Origin of the sequence: Acetivibrio sp. (assembly GCF_035371925.1) — a bacterium.
In the GTDB taxonomy this organism is placed as follows: Bacteria; Bacillota; Clostridia; order Acetivibrionales; family Acetivibrionaceae; genus Hungateiclostridium.
Genome location: NZ_DAORXT010000020.1, coordinates 1 through 22,597, shown reverse-complemented (window position 1 = coordinate 22,597; position 22,597 = coordinate 1). Strand labels below are relative to the sequence as shown.

At 39.6% G+C, this 22,597-nt stretch carries 25 protein-coding genes; all 25 read right to left on the bottom strand.

Annotated elements, in window-relative coordinates; translation table 11 throughout:
* Window positions 1–11: 11 nt before the first annotated feature.
* The 25 genes from PLH43_RS04555 to PLH43_RS04435 all read right to left on the bottom strand — a co-directional run bounded on the left by PLH43_RS04555 (window position 12) and on the right by PLH43_RS04435 (window position 22,583).
* Entirely contained in the window at window positions 12–782 is a 771-nt protein-coding gene (locus PLH43_RS04555; RefSeq protein WP_324360551.1) for a FliA/WhiG family RNA polymerase sigma factor, read from the bottom strand.
* Between the two features lie 44 nt (window positions 783–826).
* Window positions 827–1,219 carry a hypothetical protein gene (locus PLH43_RS04550; RefSeq protein ID WP_324360549.1) on the bottom strand — a complete coding sequence of 131 codons (393 nt, stop codon included), beginning with the start codon at window positions 1,217–1,219 and terminating at the stop codon, window positions 827–829.
* Window positions 1,220–1,233: 14 nt separating this feature from the next.
* The gene (locus tag PLH43_RS04545; protein WP_324360547.1) at window positions 1,234–1,719 is read right to left on the bottom strand and encodes a chemotaxis protein CheD; all 486 of its coding nucleotides are present in this window, start codon (window positions 1,717–1,719) and stop codon (window positions 1,234–1,236) included.
* Complete coding sequence (locus PLH43_RS04540) at window positions 1,720–2,340, bottom strand: chemotaxis protein CheC (RefSeq protein WP_324360545.1); 621 nt, start codon at window positions 2,338–2,340, stop codon at window positions 1,720–1,722.
* Window positions 2,341–2,344: 4 nt separating this feature from the next.
* Window positions 2,345–2,809, bottom strand: a complete 465-nt coding sequence (locus PLH43_RS04535) for a chemotaxis protein CheW (protein WP_324360543.1) — start codon at window positions 2,807–2,809, stop codon at window positions 2,345–2,347.
* A gap of 16 nt (window positions 2,810–2,825) precedes the next feature.
* A complete protein-coding gene (locus tag PLH43_RS04530) occupies window positions 2,826–4,904 on the bottom strand; it encodes a chemotaxis protein CheA (RefSeq protein ID WP_324360541.1) in 2,079 nt (692 codons plus the stop codon).
* On the bottom strand, window positions 4,904–5,968 hold the full coding sequence (locus PLH43_RS04525) for a chemotaxis response regulator protein-glutamate methylesterase (protein ID WP_324360539.1): 1,065 nt from the start codon (window positions 5,966–5,968) through the stop codon (window positions 4,904–4,906). The genes PLH43_RS04530 and PLH43_RS04525 overlap by 1 nt, the downstream gene beginning before the upstream one ends.
* A gap of 9 nt (window positions 5,969–5,977) precedes the next feature.
* Entirely contained in the window at window positions 5,978–6,652 is a 675-nt protein-coding gene (locus PLH43_RS04520; RefSeq protein ID WP_324360537.1) for a flagellar brake protein, read from the bottom strand.
* A 45-nt stretch (window positions 6,653–6,697) separates the two neighbouring features.
* Window positions 6,698–7,606 carry a MinD/ParA family protein gene (locus PLH43_RS04515; RefSeq protein ID WP_324360534.1) on the bottom strand — a complete coding sequence of 303 codons (909 nt, stop codon included), beginning with the start codon at window positions 7,604–7,606 and terminating at the stop codon, window positions 6,698–6,700.
* Window positions 7,607–8,818: a flagellar biosynthesis protein FlhF gene (gene flhF, locus PLH43_RS04510; RefSeq protein ID WP_324360532.1), complete on the bottom strand. Its 1,212-nt coding sequence runs from the start codon at window positions 8,816–8,818 to the stop codon at window positions 7,607–7,609. It lies immediately after the preceding gene.
* A 1-nt stretch (window position 8,819) separates the two neighbouring features.
* Window positions 8,820–10,850 carry a flagellar biosynthesis protein FlhA gene (gene flhA / locus PLH43_RS04505; protein WP_324360530.1) on the bottom strand — a complete coding sequence of 677 codons (2,031 nt, stop codon included), beginning with the start codon at window positions 10,848–10,850 and terminating at the stop codon, window positions 8,820–8,822.
* A gap of 44 nt (window positions 10,851–10,894) precedes the next feature.
* Window positions 10,895–12,070, bottom strand: a complete 1,176-nt coding sequence (gene flhB, locus PLH43_RS04500) for a flagellar biosynthesis protein FlhB (RefSeq protein ID WP_324360528.1) — start codon at window positions 12,068–12,070, stop codon at window positions 10,895–10,897.
* Window positions 12,067–12,852, bottom strand: coding sequence for a flagellar biosynthetic protein FliR (fliR, locus tag PLH43_RS04495; protein ID WP_324360526.1), 786 nt, complete (start codon window positions 12,850–12,852; stop codon window positions 12,067–12,069). The genes flhB and fliR overlap by 4 nt, the downstream gene beginning before the upstream one ends.
* Before the next feature lie 30 nt (window positions 12,853–12,882).
* Window positions 12,883–13,152 carry a flagellar biosynthesis protein FliQ gene (gene fliQ / locus PLH43_RS04490; protein ID WP_324360524.1) on the bottom strand — a complete coding sequence of 90 codons (270 nt, stop codon included), beginning with the start codon at window positions 13,150–13,152 and terminating at the stop codon, window positions 12,883–12,885.
* Window positions 13,153–13,207: 55 nt separating this feature from the next.
* Entirely contained in the window at window positions 13,208–13,990 is a 783-nt protein-coding gene (fliP, locus tag PLH43_RS04485) for a flagellar type III secretion system pore protein FliP (RefSeq protein ID WP_324360522.1), read from the bottom strand.
* 28 nt (window positions 13,991–14,018) lie between these two features.
* Window positions 14,019–14,477 carry a flagellar biosynthetic protein FliO gene (locus PLH43_RS04480; RefSeq protein ID WP_324360521.1) on the bottom strand — a complete coding sequence of 153 codons (459 nt, stop codon included), beginning with the start codon at window positions 14,475–14,477 and terminating at the stop codon, window positions 14,019–14,021.
* 55 nt (window positions 14,478–14,532) lie between these two features.
* Window positions 14,533–14,895: a response regulator gene (locus tag PLH43_RS04475; RefSeq protein WP_038289126.1), complete on the bottom strand. Its 363-nt coding sequence runs from the start codon at window positions 14,893–14,895 to the stop codon at window positions 14,533–14,535.
* Window positions 14,896–14,999: 104 nt separating this feature from the next.
* Complete coding sequence (gene fliY, locus PLH43_RS04470) at window positions 15,000–16,175, bottom strand: flagellar motor switch phosphatase FliY (protein ID WP_324360516.1); 1,176 nt, start codon at window positions 16,173–16,175, stop codon at window positions 15,000–15,002.
* Between the two features lies 1 nt (window position 16,176).
* On the bottom strand, window positions 16,177–17,163 hold the full coding sequence (fliM, locus tag PLH43_RS04465) for a flagellar motor switch protein FliM (protein WP_324360514.1): 987 nt from the start codon (window positions 17,161–17,163) through the stop codon (window positions 16,177–16,179).
* 13 nt (window positions 17,164–17,176) lie between these two features.
* Entirely contained in the window at window positions 17,177–17,680 is a 504-nt protein-coding gene (locus PLH43_RS04460) for a flagellar basal body-associated FliL family protein (RefSeq protein ID WP_324360512.1), read from the bottom strand.
* Window positions 17,681–17,761: 81 nt separating this feature from the next.
* Window positions 17,762–17,974: a flagellar FlbD family protein gene (locus PLH43_RS04455; protein ID WP_324360510.1), complete on the bottom strand. Its 213-nt coding sequence runs from the start codon at window positions 17,972–17,974 to the stop codon at window positions 17,762–17,764.
* Window positions 17,975–18,163: 189 nt separating this feature from the next.
* Complete coding sequence (locus tag PLH43_RS04450) at window positions 18,164–19,501, bottom strand: flagellar hook protein FlgE (RefSeq protein WP_324360509.1); 1,338 nt, start codon at window positions 19,499–19,501, stop codon at window positions 18,164–18,166.
* Between the two features lie 163 nt (window positions 19,502–19,664).
* Window positions 19,665–20,054, bottom strand: coding sequence for a TIGR02530 family flagellar biosynthesis protein (locus PLH43_RS04445; protein ID WP_324360507.1), 390 nt, complete (start codon window positions 20,052–20,054; stop codon window positions 19,665–19,667).
* Window positions 20,055–20,105: 51 nt separating this feature from the next.
* Window positions 20,106–21,020 carry a flagellar hook capping FlgD N-terminal domain-containing protein gene (locus PLH43_RS04440; RefSeq protein ID WP_324360505.1) on the bottom strand — a complete coding sequence of 305 codons (915 nt, stop codon included), beginning with the start codon at window positions 21,018–21,020 and terminating at the stop codon, window positions 20,106–20,108.
* 15 nt (window positions 21,021–21,035) lie between these two features.
* Window positions 21,036–22,583: a flagellar hook-length control protein FliK gene (locus PLH43_RS04435; RefSeq protein WP_324360503.1), complete on the bottom strand. Its 1,548-nt coding sequence runs from the start codon at window positions 22,581–22,583 to the stop codon at window positions 21,036–21,038.
* Window positions 22,584–22,597: the final 14 nt, after the last annotated feature.

Below are 22,597 nucleotides of genomic sequence, written 5' to 3'. Positions count from 1 at the left end.
TTTTTGCATTGTCAATCGCTTAAAATACTTTTGTGACGTGCAAGCTTACCTCTAAGTCGCAGAATTGCCTTTGTATGCAATTGAGAAATTCGTGACTCCGATACTTTCATTATCGCACTAATTTCTTTCAATGTCAAATCTTCAAAATAATACAAAGTAACAACCATCTTTTCTTTTTCCGGGAGTTTGTTTATGGCATCTGCCAGTATCTCCCTAAGCTCTGCCATTTCTATATAGCCTTCGGGCTTTTCGTCCCTGCTGTCCGGAGCACTTGTAACACCTATCTCATAGTTTTGCTCCAAAAACTCCTCCAAAGATATCATTGAAGAAAGATTTACCTCACTTAGGAGCTTGTTTAATTCATCAACGCTTATTCCCAGCTTGTCTGCCACTTCTTTGTCCGAAGCAGATCGGCCAAGCTCATTTTCAATTTCGGCATAAACCTTTTCCAGTTCTTTGTTTTTTTGACGCAAGGACCTCGGCACCCAATCCAGTTCCCTTATACTGTCAATAATTGAGCCCCTAATCCTTAATGATGCATAAGTTTCAAACTTGACTCCTTTGTTGATATCAAACTTCTCAATAGCGTCAATCAGGCCAAATATTCCATATCCAATCAAATCATCATATTCAACATTAGAACCGAAGTATATGCTGAGTCTGCCTGCAATATACTTTACAATATTCGAGTACTCAATAATGAGTTGCTCTTTTATTGCCGGGTTCTTAGTATCAGTGTACTGTCTCCATAATTCCAGTTGTTTGTTACTCGCGGATGACATATTAATCCCCCATTACCCATTTATTTTATATATATAATAAACTTTTAAAACTTATTGTCTTTAATGGTTACACGGCTTGCTTCCAGCGGTGTAAACTCTTCATCATAAATCTTGTCACCTTCGACTTGCCCATTTCCGTCGTCTGACGAATCATCTCCCACTCTATAATCAATCCCATGATTTTTATCATGTTCTTTTTTGTCCATGTCCGAAAGTTCAGAAGTATCCGAAACTTTCTGCTCATTCTTACTTACTTCTTCGTAAACATTATTTATAAGCTTTCTTAGAAACACACCGGCAGCAAAAAATATTATCATACCGGCTGTCATTCTGACACAAATGGTCTTTAAGTCATAGCCATTATTATAACTGATTAATCCTACTATAATCGCTGCAGAAGCACCCATTATAAACGGAATTTTGCAGATGTAATCCATTTGTCAATCCTCTCTCATATTTGTTTAATTCCATATCCTATAGTTTTAACCAAGAGTATGCCGCTTTCCGAATCAAGCTCAATAGTGCGGCCGTAATTTCCTCCGGTATCCTCAGAGATTATGGGAATATTGAGGCTGTCCAATTTCGTTTTTGCCGCTGCCACATTTCTGTAACCAATACGCATTAACTCCGCTCCTTGGGTAAAAGTAAACATTTGCGCTCCTCCGGCCAGTTTCGCTACAATTTTATTCTTCACCGCGCCGAGATTCAGCATTTCTTCCACAAGGAGGTCTACAGCCGTATCAACAAATTTTGCGGCATTTGTTCTGTTTTTTACCTGTGTACTGTCCGGAAGCATGGCATGGGCAAGTCCAACTATTTTTGTAACCCTGTCAAAAAGCGCTATTCCCACACACGATCCAAGTCCCAGAGTAGTTAATATCGCAGGATGATGCGATGCTTTCAAATCTGCCATCCCAACTTTTATAATATTCTCCATTTAACCAGCGACTCCCAAAGCTTTTAATAATACTTCATATGAATCAACATCAGGCACAAGGAAAAAATTCCCCACAACTTTTGTACTGCCTTCAGAAAATTCTGTTTCAATAAACAAAACCGAATCTCCAATCTTTCCAAATTCGATTGCCGGAACACTTATTATTGCTCCTGCCATGTCCATTGCAAGTTCAGGCACTGAAGGTAATATGTTTAAGTTTGTCAGAGTAGACAGTGCCGACAGGTATGAACCTGCAAGAATATTGCCTATTTCTTTTAATGCGGAAACCTCAATTTCATCAAAGGCAACTGTTTCATTCAAAGGCTTTCCCATTAGGATATTAACCAAAACGCCGGCAGCTTCATATTCCAGAATAAACATTATATTGCCGCTTATGTCACCGGTAACACTTAAAAGCAAACCAACCACCGGAATTTCGGCTCCGCCTAAGATGTCGCTCACTTCCTGAAATTGAAGCACTTTCACTTGGGGTACATCCATATTAATCTTTTTATTCAGCATTTTTGCCAAAGCAGTAACGGCATTTCCCGAGCCAATATTTCCTATTTCCCTCAATACATCAATGTGTACATTGTCAAGACTATCAAAATTCACACTCATTTCTCTAATCTCCTTGTTTATCTTCATCATCTATATCCGTAAGCTTTTCCAGGTTCAAAAGGGTAACAATTCTGTCGCCTACTTTGCCTACGCCATATATATAATCCATCGACACATCATTAGTAAAGCTGGATACATTTTCTATTGACTCTTCTGTCAAATCCAGTACTTCATCAACCTCATCCACAATTATTCCAAAGACGATATCATCAAATTTTAGGATAATAATTCTGGTTTCATCAGTTTCCTCAACCGGAGGCAGTTCGAATTTTTTCCTTACATCCATCACGGGGATTATTTCTCCCCTTAAGTTTATTACACCCCTTATATAATCGGGAGTTTTCGGTACTCTTGCAGCCGGCATCATTCTTTCAATGGTTGTCACTTTTTGAATATCAAGTCCATAGTCTTCCCTTCCTAGCTTGAAGACAACATATTGCTTGGTTTCTGCGTTAATTCTTTCTTCCATCTCCTTCAACTCCCTTCTACACAGCTAATAAATTAACATCCAGTATCAGTGCGACATTTCCGTCTCCAAGAATGGTGGCGCCGGCAATCCATTTAACACCTGAAAGGAGCTTGCCCAGTGATTTTATAACAATTTCCTGTTGTCCTATCAGCGAGTCTACCAAGAAACCTGAAAGCTTTTCTCCTTTTTTTACAATAACTACTGTCATATCTTTCTTTGTCCTTTCAACTGGAGGAACCTCCAGAATCTTGTCAAGTCTCACAATCGGCACCACTGTGTTCCTAAGCAAAATTACTTCCTGCTTTTGAACCATTTTTATCTGCTCAGGAGTTATTTTGATTATTTCCTTGGTACTGCTTAAAGGTATTGCATATTTTTCATTTCCGACCATAACCAAAAGTGCCTGTATTATTGCAAGAGTGAGAGGAAGTCTTATTATAAACTTGCTTCCTTTTCCCGCCTCCGTTTCAACCTCAACAATACCTCCAAGCTGCTCTATCTTGGTCTTTACCACATCAAGCCCTACTCCTCTTCCGGATATATTTGTAATGCTATCCGAAGTACTGAAGGACGGTTTAAACAAGAAGTCAATAATATCCTTCTGTGACAGAGTATTGGCGATTTCTTTCTTTACAAGACCTCTTTCTATGGCCTTATTTTTTACCTTCTCAATATTTATTCCCTGTCCGTCATCCTCAACTTCTATCACAACATTGTCCCCATCCTGATAAGCCCTCAAATTTATATGGCCAACGGCAGGCTTACCCATCTCGAGTCTTTTCTCTTTCGATTCGATTCCGTGATCCGCCGAGTTTCTAAGCAAATGGATAAGGGGATCTCCTATCTCGTCAATAACCGTTCGGTCAAGTTCAGTCTCAACACCTGTCATATTAAGCTGGATTTCTTTCCCGAGGTCCCTGGCAATGTCCCTTATCATTCTCGGGAATCGGTTGAATACCATTTCAACCGGCACCATTCTAACCTTCATAACCGCATCATTAAGACTTGTAGTTATGCGCTCTAAGTACTCAATTGTTTCATTATAGGTTTGAGTATTCTCAGTACCGTTAAGACATGCAAGTCTGGTTTTAATGATAATAAGCTCACTGACTAAATTCATCAATACATCCAGTCTGTCAATGTCAACCCTGACGGTCTTGCCGGTTTTCGTCTTATGGACTTGAGATGCAGTATTTGATTCGCTTTTCTCTTCGTGGGAATGTGCCTCTTCCCCTTCTGTATGGGTATTCTCCTCAACAGAAGTGTCCTCACTCTGCTCTGCTGGAGTTTTGAGCTCTGCGGTTTCCATCGGAACTACTATTACTTCATCAACCTCGGCAATTCCATTAATGTCTCTTGTAAACACCTCTGCACTTTCTTTTGTTACGCATACCACAGTAAACTCAAAGTCAAATTTTTCATCTTCAATATCTTCAACTTTCGGTTCCGACTTGATAATCTCACCATGTCTTTCTAATGTCTGGAATATAATAAATGTTCTAGCAGATTTTAAAACACAGCCTTTATTCAGTACAACCGTAATCTTAAAGACATTCATATTCATTTCTTTTGCCTTGTTGGCAACATTCTGTTCGTACTGATTAAGCTTGATGGCTGCAGTCGGATGCTGATTTTGCTCTTTTAAAGCTTCTGCTAAATCCGAAGGTTTTTTCCCGGAAGAATCCGTCTTTTGCTGTACATCCGCGGAGGATTTCATTTGAATAGTATTATTGAGCTCCATGATGATGTCATTGTACTCGTTGCTGCCTTCACTTCCGCTGTTTACAATATTGTCGGTATAGTTTTCAAGAGCATCTAGACACTTAAACAGCAAATCCACAAGTTTTGAAGTGGCTTTTATTTGATTGTTTCTTAGTGCCTGCAAAACATTCTCCATATCATGGGTCAGCTTTGCCATTTTCGTAAATCCCATTGTACCGGACATGCCTTTTAATGTATGAGCAACCCTGAATATCTCATTCAAAACCGATGTATCTTCCGGATTCTGTTCTAGTTGAAGCAACGATTGGTTCAAACCTTGCAAATGTTCTTTTGTTTCGTCAATAAAAATCTCGAGGTATTGACTCATGTCCATTATTCATGCACCCCCACTATTTTCATAATCTCATTCGCTATTTCTTTCAGCGGTACAACAACATCTACTGCTCCTGTGCTAATTGCGACCCTTGGCATCCCAAATACAACGCATGAGTTTTCATCCTGTGCAATTACATGTGCATTATTAATACTTTTCAACTTTTTTATACCTTCACTTCCGTCCCGTCCCATCCCTGTCATTATCACTGCCACAACGTTTTTAAATCCTGTGTTGGACACCGATTCCATCATTACGTCAACTGAGGGTCTGTGACCTCCTAACGGCGGATCCTTTGAAAGTTTTATTTTAAACAAATCATTGCCTTTGCTCTCAAGAAGCATATGATAGTCTCCGGGAGCAATGTATACATGTGAGTTTTCCAAAATTTCATTATCCTCAGCCTCTTTCACCATTACATTGCATATGGAGTCAAGTCTTTCGGCCAGTGATTTTGTAAATCCTCCGGGCATGTGCTGCACTATTAAAAAAGCTGCATCTACGTTTGCAGGAAGCAGTGGCAAAACATCCTGAAGTGCCCTTGGCCCCCCGGTAGAAGTACCGATTGCCACAATATTTCGAATCTTGCTTTGGGCCCTATCGGCTTTTGTTACGGTACCTGCAATCTTTTTGTCATTCTGAAGGTATTTGTAGTTTTTAGCAATCTTTACTTTTTCAATTATTTCATTCTTCATTTTTTCTTCTTTCATATCAAATATGTTTTCCGGTTTCGCAACAAAATCCATTGCTCCTTCGGCCAAAGCCTGAATAGTTGCTTCAGCACCTTCTTTAGTAATACTGCTTAGCATAATGACCGGAATACGCATAGTTTCATTCAGTTTTCTTAAGCACTCAAGGCCGTCCATAACCGGCATTTTCAAGTCCAGAGTAATAACATCCGGTTTAAGCTTGTGTGCCTTTTCAAGAGCTTCAAGACCATTTTGCGCAGTATCGATTACCTTTATTTCTTCATCGCTGTTTAGAATATCCGATATTACTTTTCTCATAAAAGCCGAATCGTCAACCACCAAAACCGTAATTTTTTGTTTCATATTCCAAATCATAATGCAATATCAACCCTTTTTTATAAGTCTTCTTTGTTCCTGAAATATATAGCTAATAATTCTTTCCCTGTCTTTTTCCTCAATTTCTTCAAATTTAATTCCTATTTCATACTTATAAACATCATTTTCTTTGTCATATTCCGTCAGCCGAACTACTCTTCCCAAAAAGCTTACTTTGTTGAAATCATTTAATGACAACTCGCAACGTAACAACTGCCCTGTTTCAATTCTTTCTTTCAGCCTTATACACACTCCGCCTCCGCTTAAATCTCTGGTATATGATTTTGTAAACTTTCTTTGATTGTCATAGATTCCCGGCTTGTCAACTATCCTGTAACTTACCGGAATTGAACAGTCAAATCTGAAGAAGTCCCGCCGTTGTATCCTTTTTATCTCAGATGTTATTTCAACTCTCAAAAGACTTATATTATGCCTTACTTCTCTTCCAATAACCTTTCCGTTAAATTCATAAAGGCTGTCATCTTTTATAAACACTATTTCAAGTTTCTGGCCAATGCCGACAGGATAGATTCTGCCCTGCTTTATCGGAGCTGCAATGTATATTATCCTGTCGTTTTCAGCCCATTCAAATTCGCTGACAAAAACAGAATCGCCGCCGTTACCGTCCAGACTTTGAAGTTTTAATTCTAGCTTAAGCCCCACTTTCAATTGGTTAAACCTCATATATTACCTCCGTATAAGTATTCTTAATACGATTGGTTCTGACTATTAAGCATTCATAAGGTTTACAAGTCTTCTAACAAAGCCCTTTATTCCACTTTCCTGGCGATTCGTTATATCTGCATTTCCTTCCATCAATCTTCTTGAAATCTCTTTTATCTGCTTTGCAGCATCACTTTTAGGGAAGCTCAAAGAAAACGGCTGCTGCATTTTCACTGCTTTTATTACCGATTCATCCTGGGGAACAAATCCCAGCGGATAAAGCTTCATTGCAAGAAATTTCTCTGCTACAATCGAAAGTCTGTTTAATATGTCCTTTGCTTCATTTGCATTTTCGGCTCTGTTGACAACAACCTTTATTATCTTGTTATTATCCCTGTTCGATACCATCTTTATCAGCGCATATGCATCCGTAATGGAAGTCGGCTCCGGAGTTGTTACAAGAAACACCTCGTCGGCTGCCATTACAAAACTCATCACACTATCCGAAAGTCCGGCTCCCGTGTCAATCAGTATAACATCCGAAAGCTTGTCCAAAAGAGAAATATTGTTAACGAATTTCTCAAGCTGAGTGCCGTCGAGCTTTACCAGCTCTTCAACACCCGAACCTCCGGACATAAACTTTATATTTTTGGGTCCGTCAGTCAAAGCCTCAAGTATATTTCTTCTATTGTATAGAACATCCACCAAGGTATATTTGGGCACAATACCCAAGAGAATGTCAACATTTGCCAAACCAAAATCCGCATCTAGAATGGTCACACGTTGGCCCAGCTCACTTAAAGCTATGGCAAGATTTATTGTAAAATTGGTCTTGCCCACACCACCCTTTCCGCTGGTTACAGTAATGACCTTAGCGTTTTTTTCCTTGACGCCCACGGGATTGTCTAAAGCCACAGCATCTCTTACTTTTAAATTGTCTATAATTTGCCTGAGTTTTTGCGCTTGATCCATCATCTACGAAATGCTCCCTAACAAGTTTTTTGTTATCATATCAACATTTGCAAGCTCAATATCATCCGGTACACTCTGGCCGGTGGTGACAAAGGACAAATCCCTATTGGTCAGGCGTCTTGAATTCAGTATAAGTCCAAAAGACGAACTTTCATCCAGTTTTGTAAAAATAAGTTTGTAGTTTTCCAAAAAGCTATAGTGTTCAATGATTTCTCTGCAGTTTTTCATACCTGTAGTGGTACTTAGCACAAGGAAGATTTCATCTGCCTGGGTTGCTTCAACCAGCATCTTTAACTCATCAAAATGGTCTTTGTTTTTATAGCTTCTTCCTGCAGTGTCAATAAGAATCAAGTCTTTATCGCTGTATTCGTTTATGGCTTCATGAATTTCATTAACCGAATATATAACTTTAAGGGGCATTCCCAGTATCTCAGCGTAAGTTTTCAGCTGTTCCACCGCAGCAATACGATATGTGTCGGCAGTAATCAACCCAACATTTTTATTCTGATTTAACGAATAATTTGCAGCAATCTTTGCCAAAGTTGTGGTTTTTCCCACACCGGTCGGCCCCACAAGCATTATTACTGTCGGCTTGCCGTCATCCCTCAGTTTTATGGATGAGGGCTTTCCTATCATTTCCGAAATTAGGTTGTAGAGTATTGATGCAGTTTCATTTACACTTACATTTTCTTTTACCTTTCCCCGTACAACACTGATAAGCTGCGTTACTATCTCCATATCCACTTCATTTTTCAACAGATTGTTGTAAAACAGGTCCAGAACTTTAGACTGCGACTGTGCATTGCCCTCATTCGCGGCAGCACTCAGTTTATTGGAAGGCTGTTGGATTTGCTCATAAATTTTATTTAGTGTCGCTTCCATACCAATTATTTTATTCTCTAACTGATGTATTTTATCCTCCTTTTCGTCGGATTTACTTTTTGAGTTTTCATTAAAGCGTAAGTTATTGCTTCCTGCGGTATTATACTCTTTATCGTCCCTTACTCTATTTTCGGAAGCTGTCCTTTTGGTAGCGGGTACGTAACTGTCGTCCACGGAAGCCAAAACTTCAACCAAGGGCTTTGAAAATATTTTAAAGAACCCCTTCTGCCTTATCTTTCTGGTATTTAATATTACCGCCTCACTACCAAGGTCCATTTTCACTTTTAATAGAGCTTCATGAGTATCTTTACCGATATATCTTCTGATTTTCATTTTATATGCTCACCGTCCCTATTGACTGAATCTCGACTCCTGGGTCAAGTTCGTTGTATGATAAAACTACCAATCCCGGTATTGCTTGTTCGGATAGTCTTCTGAAATATAGTCTTACAAAAGGTGAAGCAAGAACTATGGGCTGCTGGCCCAGCTGCAGCAATTTTTGAACTTGTTTCGACAGATTGCTTAAAATTTTATTTATTACACTTGGTTCCAAAGTAAGATAAGAACCTTGTTCTGTTTTTTGAACAGAATCCATTATTATCTGTTCAAGCTTGGGATCTAAAGTTATAACCGTAGACTTTTTATCCTTGATAAACTTTTTCGAAATTGCCCTTCCGAGAGCCTGTCTCACATACTCCGTCAGCATGTCGGTGTCATGAGTGGTCGGTGCATAATCCGCCAGGGTTTCCAAAATCGTTACAATATCCCTTACCGATACACCTTCTTTTAACAAATTTGCGATTACCTTCTGAATTTCTCCGATTGTCATCACCTTCGGAACAAGCTCCTCGACTATGGCAGGGTAATTTTCTTTCACTTTGTCAATAATTGTCTGGATTTCCTGTCTTCCCGTAAGCTCATGGGCATGGGCTTTAATTACTTCAGTCAAATGAGTTGCTATTATAGACGGCGGGTCTACCACAGTATATCCCAGCATCTCTGCTCTGTCCCTCTGAGCTTCGGTTACCCATACAGCAGGCAGACCAAATGCCGGTTCTGTTGTCTTGATTCCCTCTATCTCCTCTTCCACAAATCCGGGACTCATTGCAAGATAGTGGTCAAGCATTAATTCTCCACCGGCCACCTCAACTCCTTTTATTTTTATCACATATTCATTGGGATTTAACTGTATATTGTCCCTAAGCCTTATTATAGGTACTATCATTCCCAGCTCCAAGGCAAGCTGCCTTCTAATCATAACCACCCTGTCCAAAAGGTCTCCACCTTGATTGACATCTGCCAAAGGTATGATACCGTAACCAAACTCCAGCTCTATAGGGTCAACCTGAAGCAAGTTCACGACATTTTCAGGCTTTCTGATCTCCTCAACTTCATTTTGTTCAATCTGTATTTCTTCCTGTTTTTCGACCTCAGCACTTTGCTTCCTAAGCCGCAATCCTATTATTACAAATAAAGCTGCCAATGCCAGAAAAGGAATAGTGGCCAAAGGTATTGACAGCAATACACAAAATCCTGCCGCAATGAAGAACACTTTGGGATTGTATACTATCTGTTTTTTCAAATCTTTACTCAAGCCTTCGTCGGAAGTGGACTTTGTAACTATAAGTCCGGTTGCCACCGATATCAACAATGCAGGTACCTGGCTTACCAGTCCGTCTCCTATGGTAAGTATTGAATAAGTTTGCAGGGCAGCACCTCTTTCTTCATTTCTCATTACCACACCGATAATGATTCCGCCCACAATATTTATGACGGTTATTATAAGGCCTGCGATGGCATCTCCCTTTACAAACTTGGTAGCACCGTCCATGGCTCCATAGAAATCGGCTTCCCTCTGAACTTTCTTTCTTCTTTCCCGGGCTTCCGCCTCACTTATAAGCCCGGCGTTTAAATCTGCATCTATTGCCATCTGTTTACCCGGCATTGCATCGAGGGTAAATCTTGCCGCAACTTCGGATACTCTCTCGGTACCCTTGGTTATTACAAGGAACTGAACAATGGTGATGATTAAGAATATTATGGCACCCACCACAAGATTTCCCTGGGCGACAAAGTTTCCGAATCCTCGAATAACCTCTCCCGCCTCTCCCTGCGCGAGTATCAATGTTGTTGACTTAATGTTTAATGCCAAACGATATAATGTAGTAAAAAGCAGCAAGGACGGAAAAACCGACAATTGAAGCGGCTCATTTGAGTAAACGACGTTAAGGAGAATAACAACAGCCAACGATATATTAAGTGCAAGAAGAATATCTAACATTCCACTTGGAACAGGCAAAATAATTATCAGTACTACAGCAACAAACATAACTGCTACAGAAATATCTCCAATTTTGGTCTTCACACCATTTCACCCCTTATGTGCAACTTTAGTTACCATAGATGCTATTATCTTATTTTTTCCTTCAAACTATATACAAAGGCAAGAACCTCGGCTACTGCCTGGTATAGCTCCGGAGGTATTTTGCCGCCTATTTCCACAGTATTGTAAAGCGTTCTTGCAAGAGGTTTGTTTTCTACAATTTCCACTTTATTCTCTTTTGCTACTTCCTTTATTCTCAATGCTATATAATCCTGTCCCTTTGCAACAACAATAGGGGCATCAGATTCCTTGGGGTCATATTTAACTGCTACCGCATAATGTGTCGGGTTTGTTATAACCACATCTGCTTTTGGGATATCCTGAAGCATTCTTCTCATTGACATCTGTCTTTGCTTTTGCCTTATCTTTGATTTAATTTCCGGATTTCCCTCTACCTCTTTATTTTCTTCCTTAATTTCCTGTTTTGACATCCTAAGACTTTTCTCATATTCCCACCACTGGTAACCGTAATCGGCTACTCCTATTACAACAAAGGCAATGCACATCCTTATTGCCGCATTTATAATTGTAGAGCCAAGATATGAAGCGGAGCTTTTCACATCCACATCCATCATGCTCAATACATCTGTCATTTCAACCTTGATATACGAATATCCTATATAGCCCACTATTGCAATCTTTATAATCGATTTTAAAAGTTCTACCAAGGATTTCGGTGAAAAAATCCTTTTGAATCCGTTAAGAGGATTAATCCTGTTTAGCTTTATCCCCAGTGTCTTGGTAGTAAACAGAAACCCTACTTGGGCATATGCAGATGCAACACCTGCAATTAATGCCACTAAAAGCACCGGAGCTGCAATTTTCAAAAAAGTTACCACTGTCGCAACATAAACATCCATCAAGCCTTCAATTGAAAACAAGCCATCATTTGTCGGATAAACGGTAATAGCTACTTTTAAGCATTCTAAAATCTGTTCATACATATATTTGCCTAGAATCCTTAATGTTACAAAAGTGCTTAAAAGAACTATAGCCGAATTCAGCTCCCTGCTCTGAAGTACCTGGCCTTCCTCTCTTGCCTTTGACCTTTTTCTTGGAGTGGCCTTTTCAGTCTTGTCGCCATTGTCGGCAAACAGCTGCAAATTTGCCTTTATTTTCACGGTACTTCCCGGATGGTCTTTGAAGTTTTTATTTTTACATAAATATAATAATTTTTTTTGCAGAAAATATTTTAGTTTCATTTTGGTGCCATATCCTTGAGAAAAATATGCATTTCACTGTCAATACCCGTTATTAGACTTTCAACAAGATTTACAAACATAGGTATTGTTATAACCATTATTGCCAACCCAAGAATAATCTTAAGCGGCATTCCCACCATAAATACATTAAGCTGCGGTACCGTCTTTGAAACAACTCCCAGTGCCACCTCGCTTATCATTATTGATATAGTAATAGGTGCACTGATTTTAAAGGAAATCAGAAATATGTTTCCAAAAACCCTTATTATGTCATTAACTATTTCCTCACCAAACACGCCGGCTCCAATGGGTATATAGTTGTAGCTTAAAAATAATGCCCTTATTAATATATGATGGCCTCTGCAAATCAGAAAAACCAGCATACACAGCAGGAAATAAAAAGTTGACGTAATAGATACCTGTGTACTGCTTATCGGGTCAATAACATTTACCACTCCAAAGCCAATTTGCATGTCTATAAACTGTCCCGCAACATAAATAGCTGTAAAAACCAGATACGACACATAACCTAAGGTAATTCCCACCACGAACTCTTTCAAAACAAGAACAAAATATTCATAAATATTGCTAAAATAAAGCTCCTGAACCTTAATGGTGTTTACAAGTATCAATGCCAGCATGAATGAAAACCCAATTTTCAAATATGCCGGTATATTCCTTGTCCCAAAAATGGGAGCTATTACAAACAGACCTGTCATTCTAACGAATATTAACATAAATACTTCTATATCAACATGCAAAACTCCTTCTAAAACAAACAATTTATTATCCTCCAGTTTATGAGCTTAAGTTTATCTGATGTAGTGATTTATGTTCATGTAAATCGTCTGGGTAAATTCAATCAGTGTTCTGAGCATCCACGGACCGAAAATTACTATTGCCCCGAGAACAGCCAATATTTTAGGTATAAAGGTAAGGGTCTGCTCCTGAATCTGGGTCGTGGCCTGAAAAATACTTATTGCAAGCCCAACAAGCAAGCTGAGCCCAAGCATTGGTGCAGATACATATAAAACCGTCATAATTGCCTTCTGTGCCAATTCCATTACCAATCCCTGTTCCATAGTACTTCCCCCCTGCCGTTGCTTAATTTTTTTAAAGAAATGATACATAAGTCATTTACGTAACAAAGCTGTTTACAATCATTTGCGTCATTAGATTCCATCCTCCAACCATGATAAACAACAAAATTTTAAAAGGAAGGGATATCATTACAGGAGGAAGCATCATCATACCCATGGACATAAGAGTACTTGAAACTACCATGTCAATTACCAGAAAAGGAATATATATTAAAAACCCAATTTTAAAGGCTATTGTAAGCTCACTTATTATAAACGCCGGAATAATAATGGTTAACGGAAGTTTTGGAATATCTTCTTCTTTTATAGGTGTTTCCATACCGGACAGCGATACAAAAAGAGCAAGATCATTTTTAGATGTCTGTCCCAACATAAATTTTTTAATAATGTCCGAAGACCTTTCCAACGCAACTTCCTGAGTAATTTGCTGATTTGAATAAGGCTTGAAAGCAGTATCGTTTATCTCTGTCAATACAGGTCTCATGATAAACAAGGTTAAAAACAAAGCTAGCCCAATCAATACTTGATTCGGCGGCATTTGTTGCGTTCCAATCGCATTTCTGAAAAAAGACAGTACAATAATTATTCTGACAAAGCTTGTCATCATAATTAATATTGATGGAGCCAATGTCAACACTGTCAGAAGCACAATTATCTGAATAGTGGTTGAAACATCTTCGGGATTGTCGGAAGATTCCACTGTAAAGCCCAGCTTGGGCACAGCTATTGAATCCGGCTCAGCATAAACACTTGACGTTATTAACATAAACACTATTATTATCAACAAAGCAATCCCAAGATATCTTAGCTTAGTTTTCATTGGTAAATTCCTCTCCATCTTCTGTCTTTTAATTTGCGATACTTGCTGTAATTTTTCTCAATCGATTGAGATTTGAATTAAATACCGGTGTACTTCCGGCTTTGTCTTTCTCACCGCTTTCCGATTTGAAAAATGATATACCTTCCCGATTCTTTGAAAAGCCTTGTGCATATTTATTGAAAAATTCCTTGAAGTTAAAAACATTGTCGCCCTGTTCCTCTTCCTCGGAAGAATAATCGCCCAATTGCACCTTGGTCAGAATTTGAATATTTTTCCCGCAAGCTGATACTAAAATAAATTCATCTCCTGCCTTTACCAAGTGCAGCTTGCTGTCAAACCCCAGATTGACAGTTTCAATTATTTTTATATATTTACCTCTAACAATCCTGTTTGTTTTGGTTCCGATAAATTTTGTGGTAACATAAGCCAAAAAGAGAATAGAACCAAAAACAATAGTAAACATAACAGCACTAATAAAAGTCTGCATTTTATACTCCCTCTCTCAAGGTTGCCATCTCTATAATTTTATTTGCCGTTGAAAACTATCCCAGAACTTTTTTAACTGCCTCAACTACCCTTTCAGCTTGAAAAGGCTTTACAATAAAATCCCTTGCTCCTGCCTGAATGGATTCAATAACCATGGCCTGCTGCCCCATAGCAGAACACATAATAATTTTCGAATCGGAATTGATCTTTTTGATTTCCCTTACAGCTGCTATACCGTCCACTTCAGGCATAGTAATATCCATAATTACCAAATCGGGATTGAGTTCCTTATACTTGTCAATTGCCCTTGCTCCGTTCTCAGCTTCTCCTGCAACCTCATACCCGTTTTTTGTAAGAATATCCTTAATCATCATCCTCATAAACGCAGCATCATCGACTATAAGAATCCTTTTTCCCATTGTTTACCCTCTCCTTAAATTTTAGTCTATTCCATTGTAAAAAAGATAAGACAGAAAACATATTTAACTTGCTTTATTTTAAACTTACGGCTTATTACAACAATCTAAAGCCTTTTGGAAGGATGAAGTATGTCGGTAATCCTGACACCAAAGCTCTCATCTATAACCACTACTTCACCTATGGCAATTACCTTTCCGTTTACCAGAATATCCACAGGTTCACCGGCAAGCTTGTCAAGCTCAATTATCGAACCCGGACCGAATTCCAATATATCCTTGATAAGCTTATTGGTCCTTCCAAGCTCAACTGTAACCTGAAGCGGAACATCCATAATGAGTCCGATATTCTTCTTTTCAATTGAGATTCTCGACCCGTCATCAAAAGCCTCAAACTGTGCAGGCTGTACATTTATCGGATTGCGATAAGCAGCATCGTTATGCCTTGCAGGTTGCTCATACGGCGGATAAGGCTGCTGGTACTGCTGCTGAGGCGGTTGCGGATACTGCTGCTGAGGTGCTTGATAATACTGCTCTTGCGGAGCATATTGCTGGGATACAGGTGCTTGAACAGCAGAGGCTGCAGCCTCTTGAACTGCCTGTTCGCTACTGCTGTCAGAATTCATAATATTATTAACCATGGCTCTTGCAAAATCAATAGGAAGAAGCTGCATAATTTGACTGTCAATTAATTCTCCGATAACCATTTTAAATGCAACTTTCACTATCTTTTGGTCCCTTGGAAATTCAGTTTCGGGAACTGCATCGTTTAAAGTCATGGGAAACGCTTTCGGAGGAGAAATATCTATCCTCTTGTTAAACATTGAAGACATTGAGGTAGCTGCCGAACCAATCATTTGATTCATGGCCTCACTGATTGCACTTAAATGCAAATCATTCAAATCGCCATCTTTATTGGTTCCGTCTCCGCCCATCATCAAATCGGTAATTACTTTCGCGTCATCCTCTTTTAGAAGAAGAAGATTCATACCATCGAGTCCTTCAGTATATTCCACTTTAACAGCCACATAAGAATTGTGGTACTCATTCGCCAATTCTTCCCATGTACATACTGATACCGTGGGAGTTGTTATCACTACCCTTTGTCCTAACAGCGAATTAAGAGTAGTAGCAGAAGTCCCCATGCTTATGTTGCCTATTTCACCTAACGCATCAATTTCCTGCGACGTAAGATCCTCACTTGTGCTGCTTTCTTCATTCCCCTCTGATGAGCTACCGTTTAGCAAAGCATCTATTTCAGCCTGGGACAACATATCCTCCATGCTACTCATCCTCCCTTCTTATTACTTCGGTTATTTTAATGGCGTTTCTGTTTTTCTTGACTCCGGGAGAACCACGGAATTTCAACAACTCTCCCACCAATATCTCAAGATTTCCGTTAACATTCGAATCTAGAGGTATTACATCTCCCGGTTGCAATTCAAGAAACTCCGCCACTTGAATCGTCGCCCTGCCAAGTATTGCTCTGACAGGTACTCTTGTATGTTCAATCTTCTTCTCAATTGCTTCTTTGTCTTCCTTTGTACCCTCTTTTTCAACGCTGGAAAACCAAAACTTGGTGTTCAATTTTGAAACTATTGGCTCCACAACAATATGAGGAATACAAAGATTTATCATTCCTTCGACCTCTCCGATTTTCGCCCCTAAAGTAATCAGGGCCACTGTCTCGTTGGCCGAGACAATCTGTGCAAACTGGGAGTTAGTCTCAATTTTTTCAAGCCTTGGTTTCAATTCCACAACATTTTCCCACGGCTCTCGCATAAGGTTTACAAGCTGTATGATAATTCTTTCAACAATGGCAATCTCGACTTCGGTAAATTCCCTCATTCTATCCATTGGCAAGCCTTTTCCGCCAAGAATTCTGTCAATCAACGCATAAGCAACAGGCGGCGCCATCTCAAGAATAATCGATCCTGACAGAGGAGAAAAATCAATAACTGCCAGTACTGCAGGATTTGATATTGAATTGTTGAACTCATAATAAGCTATTGGTTCAACGGAAATAACCTCTACTTGAGCAAGAGTCCTCAAATACCCGGAAAGAAAGTTTGTGATAAGCCTTGCATAGTTGTCGTGAATAACATTCAAAGTCCTAATATGGTCTTTGGCAAATTTGCTGGGTCTTCTAAAATCGTGGGTTTTTACCTTTCTCTCCTCGATTTTTGAACTGATTTGCTGGACATCCAATTCACCTGTATTAAGGGCTTTTAGTAAATCATCTATTTCATTCTGAGACAGAATATCTCCCAAGTTCAAGCACCCCCTACTGGTAGAACCACTGATCAAACACGACAGTATAAACAATGTCGGAATTTGTGTTTTCGTTTGCCAGTAATTGGTCATTCATCATTTTTGTCAGTTCTTCCCTGGCTCTTTCCTTTGCATCGGACTTCATAACATCTTCAAGAGTCAACGACTGGAAATATGTACCCACTATTTCCTGAAGCTTGCTCTTGTTTGCCTCTATTTTGGCTGTAGTGTCTGAAATCTTTTTAACCTTGGCAAAATACGACACTTCAACATTGACTACTATTACAGATATCTTCTTAGGGTCCGTACTTTTAAGGTTGAACGGTGTTTTTTCATCAAATAGTTTAATCTTCATCAGATCTTTGTCTTTGGGTGTCACGACTGCCTTATCGGGTGATTTCTGCGCACCGTCCTGTCCTCCCTGTACGAAGAAGATATATCCTGCCAACAACGCAAGGGCTAATGATAGAAATGCAACTATGCCAATGAGAACAAAAAAGCTACTTTTACGCTCCAAATTTTATGCCCCCTTATCCTTGGAATAGATGTAAAAACAGGCATTGCAATTTATAATGAATACATGAAGAGCGTTAAGATGTTAATGGTCTTGATTGATAATCAAGTCTTTAAACAGATAGATTTTTCTTTTATATTGCAGTACTTTTTCGACTACTTCTTCAACACTCTCGACAACAACTATCTTTTTTCCCGTAGTTGTTGAAATAATTGTGTCCGGAGTTTGTTCAATGAATTCTATCAATTCACTGTTTAATACAAATGTCTTGCCATTTAACTTCGTTAATTTAATCATAATATTTTTACCTCAAAAACTCAATAGAAAATTAATATTTTTTATGAAAAAATTACGTTTTTTTCTCTTGTGTTGTGATAAAATACATTATTCGACATTTTTCACCTCAACGCTCAAACATTACGTAAACTAATTATATTCAGGAGTGTACGGGGTATAAGCCGCCATACACTCCCAAAATCCTAAATATTATCTCTTAAGGTTGACAAGTTCCTGAAGCATTTCATCTGAAGTTGTTATAATTCTGCTGTTTGCCTGGAAGCCTCTTTGAGTTATAATCATTTCAGTGAACTCTTTTGACAAGTCTACGTTGGACATTTCCAGCGTACCCGGATTCAAACTTCCGAGTCCTTCACTACCTGCCTTGACACCTTTTTTGAACTCGCCGGAGTTTGTAGTCGGAAGATACATATTCTCTCCAACCTTTTGAAGTCCGGCAGGGTTGTCGAAGCCTGCCAAGGCTATGAGTCCTAGCGGTTGCTGCTTTCCGTTGCTGTAGATACCGGTAATCATTCCGTCAGAACCGATACTGAAGTCTACAAGGGAACCTGCCGGGTATCCGTCTACATTTGTAGCCTTTGCGGAACTGTCTGCCGCATACATTGTAAGTCTGGAAAAGTCCAGCTTCACATTAATATTCTGGCTTCCAACACTGCTAGCCGGTATAATTGTTATAGTCGGCGTAACCGATGAAGTTTCGATTACCTGCCCCTCGGTATCAAACAGTATAGTGCCGGTAGCTCCCGAAGCTGTTACTCCATTTCCCGACTCAACCTCCCATGTCCACTCGGTGGCTCCGCCTGTAACTGCAGTTTTCCTGAAAGCCACACTTATTTTGTAGCTGTTTCCCAAGGAATCATATACCGTTATAGGCATAGTGAATTTATTGTTATTTACATTAGTAACAGAAGATGCACCGGATGCTGCGCCGGTATTAATTGCATAGGACGCATCCAGATTGCCTTCAAACATTGCATAAGTAGTTGCTTTTGCCGCTATCATTCTTTTATTTTTATTTACATCATCCGAGTAAAGATTTATCGGTTCAACTGGACTTTCGGTATCGAATTTATAGGTTCCGTCCGGTTGTTTTGTATAGGACTGCCAACCGTAAACATTCAATCCGCCTCCGGTTACAAGGTTGCCCAGCCTGTCTATACCAAAGTTTCCTGCCCTTGTGAACTTGAAGGTATCAGCAGCTCCGCCTTTTACAATGAAGAACCCGTCTCCCTCGATTGCAAGGTCGGTAGGATTATCGGTTCTTTGAACACTTCCGCGGGTCATAAGCGTATCAATGGTTGCAACCCCCAGACCCAATCCTACCTGCATAGGGTTTGTGCCTCCTCTTCCCGTAGTTGGATCCGGAGAACCGGCACCCTTTAAAGTCTGGCTGAAAACTTCCTGAAAAGTTACCCTGCTTGATTTAAAACCTACAGTGTTTACGTTTGCTACATTGTTTCCTATAACGTCCATCTTTGTTTGATGAGCCTGAAGTCCTGAAACTCCAGAAAACATGGATCTCATCATAATTAACGACCTCCTTCTTTCACGGTCAAGTATAATTATTCAACTGTTGGTGCATCGTTTCCATTCCTTCTGTCAGTCCGGAATAGATAGCCTCCCTGAAGGGGTCCGGCTACATATTTAAAATCGAATGCTTAATCGTATGCTTCTTCGTTTGATTAAAGTATTATGCAAATACAGCACCATCGATATTTGTAAATACATTTTCTTTTAACTCGTTACTGTTTAAGGCAGTAATCACTGTCCTGTTTCGAATGTTTACTACAAAGGCAATGTCATCCATCAATACCAGGGAGTCCTTTACGCCTTTTTCCTCTGCCTTTTGTACGGCTTTTGATATCTTTTCCTTTTGAGCATCCGTAAGGTTGATATTTCTTACTTGAAGCCTCATCTCTGCATGTTTTGAGAATTTCAACCCGCAATTCTCATTTACCTTGCTCTTTAAGATCTCCTCAAAACTTCCCTCAGCTTTCCTGTCAGACTTGATGTTTGACGTTGCTCCAGGACTTCCGTTAATCCTTCTGATATTGGCATAATAATTATTATTAACAATCACACTATCACCTCACCTGCCTGTGATGTCACATTCCCTCCGATGCTTTTGGCGTTACACGCTATCGGGTTCTTCGTTTTGAGACTCTTCAACTTGAGAATTCTCAGCTGTGTTGTCCGCTACGCTTGAATTTGCAGACGGTTTCTTTATATTGTGGATACTGTCTACCGGTACATATACTCCATCCAAAACTCCGGTAATTTTGCCGTCAGGTGCTACATTGAATTCTCTAAGAACACCGGTAACCGGAACCTGAAGTCCATAACCGTATGCATCGGTGATTGTCACAGAAACTCTGTTACCTATGTTTTCCGCAAGATAATCCTTTTTGTAGTTCGGTTTCTCTGAATCAAACTCAGTGTTAATATCGGTTATTGTTACTTCTACGCCGTCCATTACAGCATAGTTTTCATAGGTACCTTTTTGAATTTCCCTTACAATTCCGCTCACTGCTATAATATCTCCGGTTTTGGCATCATACACGCTTCCTTTTACCTCATAGCCAATAATTCCGGTGTATTGGGAAATATTTGAACTATTGAACTGAACATATTCATCTGAAACACTGAGCACATTTTCCACTGGAATATCCACGCCATTGACTTCCAGATAAGTTTTTCCGCTTTGCATTTTTACACTGCGTACGATACCTTCCACAAGGCTTGTCCCCGAAGTACTGTCACCAGTACTGCCGGTTATGTATTTACCTATCATGTTAAAAGCCTTGGTGGCAGAAAAACTTGTATTGAGATTCTGCATTTGCTCCAGTGCACTGAACTGTGCCATCTGACTGATAAATTCCTTGTCGTCCACCGGATTTAGAGGGTCTTGATATTGAAGCTGTGTAATGAGAAGGTTTAAAAACTCATCTTTGCCCAGTTCCCCGGTATTTCTTTTGCTTGACGTCTTTGTGGTATTTTCGATGATTTCCTCAATGGTATTTTGATTGCTTACAGCATCTACTGCCATTATGATTCCTCCTTGTTATGCCGTTAGGTTGATACTGCTGCCTCCATAGCTGTATGGATTAATGCTTTCATGAATCTTCTGCATTCTTTCAACACCGGCCATATCCGATACCTGCAGTTTTTCATTGGATATCCTTTGGTTCGCAGCACCCCGGTTCGTCTTATCTCGGCTATCTCTTTTTTCCTTGTTGTCTCCAACCGTAACACTGAATCCTTCTACCGAAAAGCCCTGCTTTTCCAAAGACTCCTTGAGCATATCCATGTTGGATTCCAAAGCTGCCTTTACCTGCTCATTCTCTGCAACAAATTTGGCAACAACCATTCCTCTTTCGGTAACAATTTTCAATTCCAGTTTACCAAGGTGTTCCGGCTTTAAATCAATGACCATTTCACTCTTGTCACCGCTTAATACCACCTTTGCCTTTTCAACCACCTGCTCAACTATTTCCTTCTTTGTTACAGGGATATTTCTCTGGGCTCTTTCCACTTCCGCCTGACCTGCTGCTTTTTCAATGCTTGAGTTTGAAATTGCACCAAACTGTCCGCTTTCACTGTTTTTTGTCACAGTCTCCGGCTCGACGTTCTTTGAGGCTATGGATGCTGCTTCTTCATTAGTGCCTTCATTCATTCCGGCATTGCTTTTCTCATCCGAGGATGCTTTTATTTCCTTGATGCTGCTGTCTTCAACTTCGGTCTCAGTGAAAACCTCTTCAAGGCTCACTTCGCTTATATCAGGTGTCTTTATACCTAATTCATTTTCATCCTCTTCCAAAACCTCTACGACTTTAGCGGCAATTTGATTTAATAAACCGTCAGATTCTTCATCGAGCTTGTTTTTTACTTCAGAGATGTCAATTTCACTTTTTGATGCGGATGCATCCTCTGATACCATCAGAGCCTGAGAATTATATAGCTCTGCATCTTTTGCTCCATTCTCATCCCCAATGCTGTAATTTGCAGCATCTAATTTCGCCAAAGCTTGTTGTGCTTCTTTTTGGACAAGAGTCATAAGATTGGACAGGGCCAATTCTTCATCAGAGCTTAAGCCAAGATAGGCGGAGATTTTATCGGCAGCTGTTTGACAGCTTTCTTCACTGCCAAAATCCTCAAAGCTTATACCCAATTGTGCCATAAGCTTTTCCAGCTCTTCCACACTAATCCCGAGGACTTCCGACAGAGCTTTTCCCACTGCCTTTCCCTTGAGCTTTTTATCATTCTCGCTTTCAATGTATTCGTCGGTTACGCGTTCTGTCTTGTCTGATAATCCTGATGCCTTTTTATTTGATTCTCTTTCAAAAGGCTTGCTTCTTTCCAACCTGTTTTCCCTTGCTTCCAATGCATCTTGGGAATTTTTATTTTGAAGCCGTTGATAATCTCTGCCTCTGACATCCCTTCTGTATTCATCGGAACTAATGCCCTTTTTAACATTCGACTTTTCAACTGCCAGGTCAAAAGTATTTTTAAACTGCGATGAAGAGCTTTTTTTGATATCAGAAGATTTTTGCACTTCTTTAGAGCCACTCATCTTTGCAATAAAGTCGGGAATTATGCTTTGTGTTATCATTTTTTCACCTCCTT